8 protein-coding genes are annotated in these 9630 nt (G+C 43.8%); all 8 read right to left on the bottom strand.

Annotated elements, in window-relative coordinates; genetic code table 11:
• Window positions 1-190: 190 nt before the first annotated feature.
• Window positions 191-3100: a PAS domain S-box protein gene (locus WC615_RS21050; protein ID WP_372980025.1), complete on the bottom strand. Its 2910-nt coding sequence runs from the start codon at window positions 3098-3100 to the stop codon at window positions 191-193.
• Window positions 3101-3366: 266 nt separating this feature from the next.
• Window positions 3367-3915, bottom strand: a complete 549-nt coding sequence (locus tag WC615_RS21045; RefSeq protein WP_372980024.1) for a hypothetical protein — start codon at window positions 3913-3915, stop codon at window positions 3367-3369.
• Between the two features lie 548 nt (window positions 3916-4463).
• Window positions 4464-4703 carry a hypothetical protein gene (locus tag WC615_RS21040; protein ID WP_372980023.1) on the bottom strand — a complete coding sequence of 80 codons (240 nt, stop codon included), beginning with the start codon at window positions 4701-4703 and terminating at the stop codon, window positions 4464-4466.
• Between the two features lie 263 nt (window positions 4704-4966).
• On the bottom strand, window positions 4967-6424 hold the full coding sequence (locus tag WC615_RS21035) for a TlpA family protein disulfide reductase (protein ID WP_372980022.1): 1458 nt from the start codon (window positions 6422-6424) through the stop codon (window positions 4967-4969).
• A 117-nt stretch (window positions 6425-6541) separates the two neighbouring features.
• Window positions 6542-7096: a GNAT family N-acetyltransferase gene (locus WC615_RS21030; RefSeq protein ID WP_372980021.1), complete on the bottom strand. Its 555-nt coding sequence runs from the start codon at window positions 7094-7096 to the stop codon at window positions 6542-6544.
• Window positions 7097-7103: 7 nt separating this feature from the next.
• Window positions 7104-7478, bottom strand: coding sequence for a hypothetical protein (locus WC615_RS21025; protein WP_372980020.1), 375 nt, complete (start codon window positions 7476-7478; stop codon window positions 7104-7106).
• A gap of 75 nt (window positions 7479-7553) precedes the next feature.
• Entirely contained in the window at window positions 7554-8141 is a 588-nt protein-coding gene (locus WC615_RS21020; protein WP_372980019.1) for a DUF1543 domain-containing protein, read from the bottom strand.
• Window positions 8142-8150: 9 nt separating this feature from the next.
• Window positions 8151-9630 (bottom strand): FAD/NAD(P)-binding protein (locus tag WC615_RS21015; RefSeq protein ID WP_372980018.1); only part of this gene is annotated, 1480 nt, incomplete at its 5' end.

Genomic DNA, 9630 nt, shown 5'->3' with positions numbered 1-9630 from the left:
CTCAACTGCCGAAATGCTATCGTAAGCCACAGAGGTTTCGTCGCCGCTGAACAGGCCGGGAATTTTGATGGTGATGCCGGTAGGCTCTACAATGATTTGCGCGGGGAAAAGCTTATTACCTTCTGACAGGCGTGATGCGGTGTATTTCATGATATTATTAAGGGGTATGTTTAACTTCAAAAGTAACGATTTAATTATGATCAATATTATAATCGCCCTTGGCGGTTTTATCGGTGATGGTTTTGATCACATCATCAAGCTCATTGGCAGATGTAAGCAGGTATTTCAGCATAATTGCCGTGTCGTCTGATAGGCCTTTTGCCTCGCTTATTAAAGGCGCCAACCCCATGATACGCGCCAACGGCGACCGCACAATATGAGATTGTATCCATGATATCTCGCGCAATTTTTCGTTCTGGCTCTCAATGGCGCTAATGTACCTTAAGCGCTCGGTAACATCGTTGGCAATAATAACTTTTGCGCTTTTGCCTTTATATGATAAGGTGTTACTAAGTATATCAACCTTTATAATTTCGCCGCTCTTTTTTTGATGGCGGTAAATGCCCTGGTGTACAAAACGTTGTTTCCTTTTCCCGGCGTTATCAATTGCCCTATGTACCAGCGGGGCATCATCTGCGGGCCTTATGTCAAGTATGGTCATAGACAGGAATTCCTCGCGCGTGTAGCCGTAATTTTTTACAGCGGCGGCGTTTACATCCAAAAAATTCAGGGTGCTAACGTCAAAAACCCATACGGGCATCGGGCTAAGGTTAAACAGTTCGCTATACTTTTTTTCGGATGTTTTTAAGAGTATCTCGGATGTTTTCCTGTCGGTAATGTCCTTAAAATAAACAGACAGCCCCTCGTTAGAGGGATACGCGCTTACCTCGTACCATTTGTTAAATGGTTGGTAATGGTCTTCGAAATGTACAGGCCTGCGGCTTTTTATGGCTTTTTGATAATTAATGTACGATTTTGTGTCAACAGCGTCGGCAAATACCTCCCACAGGTTTTTGTTGAGTATGCCGGCTTTTGGCGTATGTAATATATCTTCGGCAATTTTATTCCAGTAGGTAACGATCCAGTTTTTATCAACAGCAAAAAAAGCATCGCCAATGCTTTCCAGTATGGTGTTGCGTTCTTTTAATGATGCGGTAACTGCTTCTGATAGCTGTGCTTTTTGTAAAGCTTCTTTTTTTTGCAGGGTAATATCGCGCTCTATCGAGATGAAATGGGTGTATTCGCCCTTATCGTTAGCAACGGGGCTTACCGAAAAGTTAACCCAAAACTCATCGCCATTTCTTTTATAATTGATGGTGGTGATCTCGCAGGTTTCAAAATTGCGTATGCAGCTGCTTAAGCGGGCCAGTTCTGCCCCGTCAGACTTTGGACCCTGTAAAATGCGCGGCGTTTTGCCAATGATATCTTCAGGCTGGTAGCCGGTCATTTTTGTGAAGGCTTCGTTTATGTAAATGATGCGTGGCCCGGGTTCATCAAGCGGGTAAGCTTCGGTAATGATAACCGCATCGGTGGTATTGGTAATTACAGATTCGAGCAGTTTAAGATGCTGCCGTTCTGCTTTATCTTTTGTAATATCGCGGATGAATATCGACAGGCCGTTATCAATTGGATAGATGCGGTTCTCCTGCCATAGTTTTAGCGGCTCGTAATAATCTTCGTTACAAACAAAGGTTTTTTCGGCAAAAGCTTTTTGTATGGCATGGTAGGTTGCCGAGCCCACAGCATCGGGGAATACTTCCCAAATATACCGCCCTATCAATTCTTCGGGGTTGCACTCCAGCATTTTACCAACCTGCCGGTTTGCATAGGTGTAACACAGGTTGTTATCTAAACCGATAAAGCCATCGGTAATGCTTTCTAACAGGTATTTAACCTGCTCGGTTTGTTTTTGCAGCGCCCGGGCGGTTAGCTTTATTTCGCTGGCATCATATATCAGCGAGTAAAAGCCCTTAACTATGCCGTTCTTTTGCCTGTCGGGCAGGTATTGTGTATGCGTATAAATAATATTGCCATTGGGTTTGGTAAAGGTGCGCTCAAAACTTTGTGGCCTGCCCGCCAGTACGTTTTGAATATAAGGCATGTAGGTTGCAAATTCATCGCCTGTCATCAGGGCTTGCTTATCTATACCCAGCATTTCTTCCTGTTCCATTTCAAACCAATCTAACATTGGCTTATTGGCAAACAGGCACTGCAGGTCGGCCGTCCAGTAGGCTATCATAGCGGGTACATTATCTGTAACGGTTTTAATGAACCGGCTATTTTCAATGATCTGCTCCTGGTTAAGCTTGCGTTCGGTAATGTCTGACCGTATGGCGATGTACTGGTAGGGCTTGCCCGCATCATTTAAAAAGGGTACAATGGTGGTATCTACCCAATAGTAACTGCCATCTTTAGCTTTATTTTTTATTTCGCCTTTCCAGGTGTTGCCGCCGGCTATGGTTATCCATAACTGGCGTATAAAATCTTTACTATGATAGCCCGAGTTGATGATGCGGTGGTCCTGGCCTAATAACTCATCCCTGCTGTATTTAGATATTTCGCAAAACTTATTATTTACATGCTTTATTATGCCCTTTTGATCTGTTACGGCAACTATTGATGATTCATCAAGCGCGCATTTATAGGCCGTTAGTTCCTGCAGGGTATGATGCAGTTTTTTTGCTTCATTTTTTTGCAGGGTAACGTCTTTAAAATGGCAAACAATGGCGTTTATATCGTTTTCATGAAACATGTTAGCGAAAGTACATTCCAGCCAGATGTATGATCCGTTATGGTGCCTGGTCCTAAAGGTGCACTCTATTGGTTCGCCGTAGCTTAAAAATACATTTTTGAGCGTTTGTTGTACCAGTTCCATATCATCGGAATGCGTCAGGGTTTCCAGGCTTATTGCCGAACGGTCACTTAAGTTCCAGCCTACTATGCGCTCGGCAGAAGGGCTTCGATAAATTATCCGGAGGTTTTTGTCTAACAGCGTTACGCCCGAATAGCTATGTTCTATCAGTTTGCGGAACAACGCATCATCCTGAAAATTTTGGAGGTTATCTGTCTTAGAAAATGGAGGGTCAATAACGTTTACCATAATAGCGATGAGCAAACAGGAGAGGTTACTCCTTTGGTTGGAATACAATGTAAAGATTAAAAAAGGATAAAGCTATAAAGCAGGTGAAAATAATCTGTTCAGTTTGTTCATGATTATATCTAAAAAAAAGGAATTACAGTAAGCCACTGTATTTTATGGTGTTATGGCCTTGAAAAAAACAAGCGAAAGAGCCCCCCCTTCCGCTTGCATTACTAAAAACTGATCAATGATGTAACTACTAACTTTGCTCAATTAAATACCACTCATTAATCATTACCTGTTGGGATTAATTTCCACATAAATTTATCGGTAGGCTCGGGTGCCTCAAAACGGATCTCGGTTGGCAGGTTGGGGCTGAACACAAAGCTGCGCAGGGCATCGCCATTGTAAAAAGTGCTTTTAATGTACCATTGCCCGGCACCGGGCGCGGCTACTATCCGGAAACTTGTACCCGGGCCGGCAGGGCCTATCATTGGGGTATGGTCTTTAACCGCGTTTGGCTGAAAGTACATGTTATCGGTACCGGCCAGGCGCATGGTATAGCTGATACCCTTTTTACTTTTATACTGTTTTACTTCCCATTTTTGGGTGCCGCTGCCATTGTAGGGTTGCAAAAATACATTCTGGGCAACGGTGGGCTGCCACGGTGTAAGTGCCTTTGAGTTATTTACAATAAAGTAGGTTCCGCTGGGCGGGGGCAGGGTATTATCAATAGCGGCGGGCATTTGCATGCTTTGGCCTATAGTTTTCATTTGGCTACAGGCCGATATAGCCAGGGTAAGCAGCACAGCGATGGATAATTTTAACGTTTTCATGGGAGGTGTTTGTTTTGTTTGATACAAGTTTAACAGCCTGATGAATACGAGGTTATGCAAATGAGCGGAGCAGAGTTTGCAGATTAGTGAAGGCAGTGTTTTAAAGAGGGAATGTTATCTCCCAGGCGGGCGGATGGGCCGTGAAAAGGAGGGTGAGAAATCTTCTATGCCGGGCCAGTTAATACTGCCGGCAGAAGATCTCTCATTCGTTCTAAATAATATCCTGGTAAAGAGTGGTTATCTTTCGTTACACTAAACCAGTTTGTAAAATTTATAGTCGCAGTGGTAGCATTTGTATCTTTTAAACGGCAGCCAAAATAACAACGTTTTAAGAAGGGAGTTACGATGGATCCGCTGCACATGTGTTTTACTGCAGGCCGGGCAGGGGATGTCCCTTTCAAAATGTTCTGTTCTGTGTTTTGCGGTATGTGTTGATACAACCATAATGGTAGATTTTGTTGGCAATAGCCGCGCTACCTAATATTGTATTAAGCTTTTAATGAGTTACACGGCATTTTTGCTAAGTGTGAAAATAGTAGATGCATAAATTAAAACGACAGCATATTACGCCTTTGCAGGATGGTATCTATGCGTTTGCCAATAGCGTTTACTACGTGTTCGTCTAAAAAGTCTTCGTTGCGCTGCATCCATTCGCTACCCATTTTAAAAAGCATGGCGGCTTTGCCATCGGCGAATTTTACGTTCCAAACATGCCAGGTTTTAAAATAGGCACTTGTAATTTCAATAAGGTGTGCTGTTCCATCGGGCAGTTTAATTTTGTGTTTCATAGCTTGTAGTTGTGAGTCGATGTCCTATAGAGACGTTAGAAAACACGCTATTATTGTTTAAAGTTTGTCGTTAAATTGTCTGTAAATGCGTTTTAAAGCTAAATGATTAATTATCAAGCCATAAAATATGGTAACATTTAGATGCTGCCTTTTCCTGTTGTAGGTTGCCTTTAAGTTTTAAAAATGCTATCAGCAGGCAACTACGCGATCAGATACTTGGGCGGATCATTTAATCGGCTACAATTTTAAACCCCTACGATTACCTACCTGGCTTTTAAGATCTCATCGAGCTTGGCATAAAGGGCTTCCTTTTCGGTTGGCCCCGGGCTGTTGTTTTCGGCAATATTTCCGTTGGTATCAATCAGGTAATAATGCGGTATGCCGTTTACATTGTATGATTTTACCATCGGGTGTTTATTCCAGCCGGGGGCAATCAGGTTAATGCCATGCAGGTTTAAATTTTTGAGGCTTTCTTTCCAGGTGGGCTCGTCGCTGTCAACACATATATTTATAAAAACAATGTTCTTGTCCTTGTATTTTTCGTGCAGCGCGGGTACGCTATTTTTGATATCATAAATACAAGGGCCGCAGCCTACACCCCAAAAATCAATATAAACGGTTTTGCCATTAAACTGGGCTAAGGACACCATATTGCCGTTGTCGTCTTTAAGTGTAAAGCCAGGTGCCGGCATGCCTGGTTTAAGGCGTTGTATGTTTTGGTAAAACTGTTTTAAGGTATCGGCATAATATGGCGTTTTTACCTTGGTTATAAAATCCTTGTACACTTCTGTGCTTTCGGTAAACGAGTAGTAGTAAAAGCTGCCCATGATGCATTTGGTACTAAACCAGTCCCTTACCTCGGTTATGTAAAGTGAATTTAAACCGGTATAATATTCTTGCCAGGCGGGAGAGAAGGGAAGCATTTTTTTCGCAGTTTCCGCGGGGCTTCCCATTACTGATGCAGATTTAAGAGGTTTAAAGAACCTTACGTAATCAAATATAAAATCGCGATAGGTAGAACTAAGCCTGAACCATTCTTCCGACTCAATTGCATAAGCTCCTTTTTGCGTGATGACAGGGATAAAAACACTGTTTTGGGAAGGCTTTTCAATATATAGCTCATAACGTGGTAAAAGCTTCAGCCTAAACATCTGCTGGGTATATTTAAAATAGATATCAATTGCTATTTTTATCGAACCTGTATAAACGCCATCTTTTATCAGGGTTTCAATTTCTTTATTATAAAGTTCATTGATAGCCGAAAACCTGGCCGAATCCGTCAGGCCCTTTTGATATAACGAGTTTTGCAGGGTGCCATAAGCTTCACCGCAGGTGCTGTCAAGCATAGCAAGGTTATGAAGATCGCGGTTCCTGTCGCGGTTGCCGGATGATATCGAAAACGTATTGCGGATATCATTGGCATCCCAGTTAATGGTAAGGGTATCGTTCTTTTTTACAAAGATAAGCCGACTGCCGGGCCGGATAAATACATCCATGGCCTCGCCTTCTACTTTAATTTTTTTGATGAAATCTCCCCTCTTATCTACAGGGACAGATAAGGTGGCGTAACTTAAAAGTCCCGTCTGACTAAAATCCCAAAGGTTTTCCGTATTGTTTTTGATGTGGCCTTTTATAACAGCATAGTCAGCCATGGGCGTTATTTTTTGTGCCACCAGGTTTAAACTAAGCAGTATTAGCAAAAGGGTAGAGGGATATTTCATTTTCGGTATGATATAGGTTTGGATAGCTATTGTTATAGCATCTAATTGGTACACCAAAATTATAGGATATCGGCGTACGCAGAATAGCATAAACCCTTATTTTGATGGATTATATCATCATAACCGATGCTGCAAATGCTCATGCACCCCGCCCAATAAAGCCTTATCGCCTTTAACCTCGAAACCCAGACTGGTGTAAAGTTTTTTGGCTTTGTCGTTACCTTTGCTCACCAGCAGGCCAACGGTTTGGTGGTTTAGTTCGGCAGCACGTTTAAACAAGGCGTTGATCAGTTTTTTGGCGATGCCTTTGCCCTGATGGCCCGGGTTTACCGCCAGGCAATCAATATAATATTCGCCGGGCTGGGTCTCGTCTTCGGGCTGGCCGGTAAAACCCAGTTGGGTAGTGGTATATTGCAGAAACGGGCTACGCAATTCATCCAGCTTTGCGCCGTCATAAGCCATGATCATTCCGCAAACATCATGTGCTTCATCCCAAACCAAAATATTGGTGTAGCTGTACTGGTTACCGGTTAGGGCAACAAAGCGCTCAAACAGATCCAGTTGTTTTTGCTCTTCGCTGTTATTGGCAAATTTGGCTGCCAGCTTGCCCATAGCCAGTATAATCAGGCGTGCTATAGCAGGTGCATCGGTAGGTTGAGCGGGGCGTATCATAGGTTTCTTATTTTTCAGTTTGGCCCTCGTCTGGTATAAAATTTATCTGGTGCGATGGGTCGAACGGTACGTACACCCGTTTCCATGGTTCGTCGTCAATCAGTCTCCATTTGTGGGCGGTGCCGGTTGTATCCAACGCTATCAAGATCTCGCCGGGTTTTACAATAAAAGTTTCGCCGGGTAGGGTTTCAAATTCAAGCGTGCCCGATAGGGTGATCACGTATTGCTCGGCAGGGGCGTTGTGCCAATCATAAAACGAGTGCGGCGGCGATTCCTGGAACCTGATGGATGATGCCTGGTTAAAAACGCCTTCGTTTACTGTTCCTGTTTGTACATGCGAGTGGCCATCATGGCCGGTATATAGTTTATAAGCTTTTATCATTAGGGGATATTATAATGCCGCTAAACTAAGATATACCGCTTACATAACTGTTATGGCGGTGTAATATCTACCCCATTAAAGCTTATCCAGCCTAAAGTACCCTAAATGGATCTCGTCTTCGGGCAATCCCTCTACAGGGGTTATCGCTATATGGTATTTATCTTTCATCGCCGGGTTCAGCATCTCATCTATCCGATAAATATCATCCACATCAATGCCGTACTTGTCATCAATATGCGAGTTGGCGCCTTTCATCCCGGCAATGGTATTCTCGCGGAAGAACACCGTTTTCTTAGCCTCCTGTATGGCCAGCGCGCGGTCGTTCTTTACGGTTAGCACCACGTAATGCTGCTCCTCCAGTTTGCCGCTCTGGTAACCACCCAGGTTAATGAAGAATAATTTGTTTGGCGAGGTAGTATCTGCCTCTTCTTTAGGCACCACTTTTATGCTGTAACCTTCAACGGCGTTCACCTCGCGCCAGCCATCAATATGCAGGTTTGCGCTGGTGCCGCGCCAAAAGGCTTTTATATCGGGTATCAGGTCTTTTAAGGTGGCGGCTATCCCAAAGAAATAATCGTGCTGCTCTACATGCCTGCCGGGGGCTTTAGAGCCTAAAAGTAACATATAAAGTTTTAGGTTCTGTGCCGGAGTATGCTGGTTCATGCTTTGTTATCAAGTTTTAAAAATGCTTTCCGCGATAGTGTCTGAAGCCTTCTCGCAAAAATCAAGCCCCGAGTAGTCGGGGTTGTAGCCGCCAATATACGGCACAGCCATTACATAAAGGCGGTTGTTAACCTCACCAAGCCCACCTACAGGTTGAAAATCATCATTGATGGCAATACCTGGTACTTTTAAATAGTATTTGCCTTCAACTTCTGACACGGTATGTTTATCATGCTGCGCGGCTTTTTTACCTTCGGCTGCATCCCTGAATTTTAGTTTAGCAGGAGTAATGACATGCGCAGCCCTGAGGCTTTCATACGGAAAATCATCATAAGAAAGGTGAGGCTGGCCCGAACAATCAACATAGGTATTATAGTACGTTGATTGTTTTTTACCATTCCCGTCTGTATAATAATAATTGGCGCCGCCTTTTTCGTCGGGTTCGGCATCGCTATCGTTACCTACGTCAACCAGCTCAAGCAGGCCGGCATCATGCAGGGCAAAAAACTCCTCGCACGAGCTTTGGGGGATGTAGGCAATTACAATGGAGATAAGCGGCAACAGTGTTTTCTGCAACCGCTGCATATCCTCGGCCGAAAAGTGTTTGGCAGGGTAGTTCATGGCAAAACTTAAAACGCCCAGCATTTCCTTCCAGTAAATAGATTCGTGTTTTTTGATGGAACGGGCTGCCTCTTCGTATTCAACTTTCATCAGCTCAAAAGGGTCGGCTTGTTCGCGTAACGCCATCATGGCACCCACAAATTCCTCCATACCCATATCTTTCATGTATTCATAAAACACGGGTTGTTTTTGGCGTATGGGCTCTTTAAAATCCTGCTCAAAAATAAAATCGAGAGAAAGGAAGCCATTATTACCTTTAATATGTGCTTCTATTTCCTCATCGGTTAATAATGAGTCATTCTGCAGGTGCGAATCCTCCAGGTGAAACCTAACGGCAGGCAACATACCGTGGCGCGAATGCATCACCATTTTAAATCCTTCGCTGTTGGGCGATAGCTGATAAATAAGTTTGCCTGCTTTATTTTTAAAATATACCCCGTTATGGCGGGCAAGGGTGCGTACGGCATCAACGGCTGTAAGCGATGCTCCTTTTATGGCAACTGCATGGTTTAACTGTAAACCCAGCTTTGTTGGTGGGTATGGCGAATCGAACCAACCGGGTACCTTGCCCTCGTGTTTTACAGGCCAGTTGTGCCCGGTGCAAATAATGGCCTGCTCAAATTCGAACGATGTGCCACCCGCAATTTTAACGCGTACCAGGTTTTGTTCGGGCAGGTCTATAATGTCGGTTACGGGGCTGCTGTAATGGATAGTATATTCAATGTCCGCCTCGTCTGCTTTTTGTTGTAACAGGGCAAATTGCGCTGCAAGGTATTGGCCAAACAGCAGGCGTGGCAGTACTTTATAATCGTTATATATTTCGGGGGTGATACTAAACTTGTCCAGCAATGCTTTTGGCGCTGTTTTT

The sequence above is a fragment of the Mucilaginibacter sp. genome, assembly GCF_041663085.1.
In the GTDB taxonomy this organism is placed as follows: Bacteria; Bacteroidota; Bacteroidia; order Sphingobacteriales; family Sphingobacteriaceae; genus Mucilaginibacter.
This window is presented reverse-complemented; position numbering and strand designations above follow the sequence as displayed.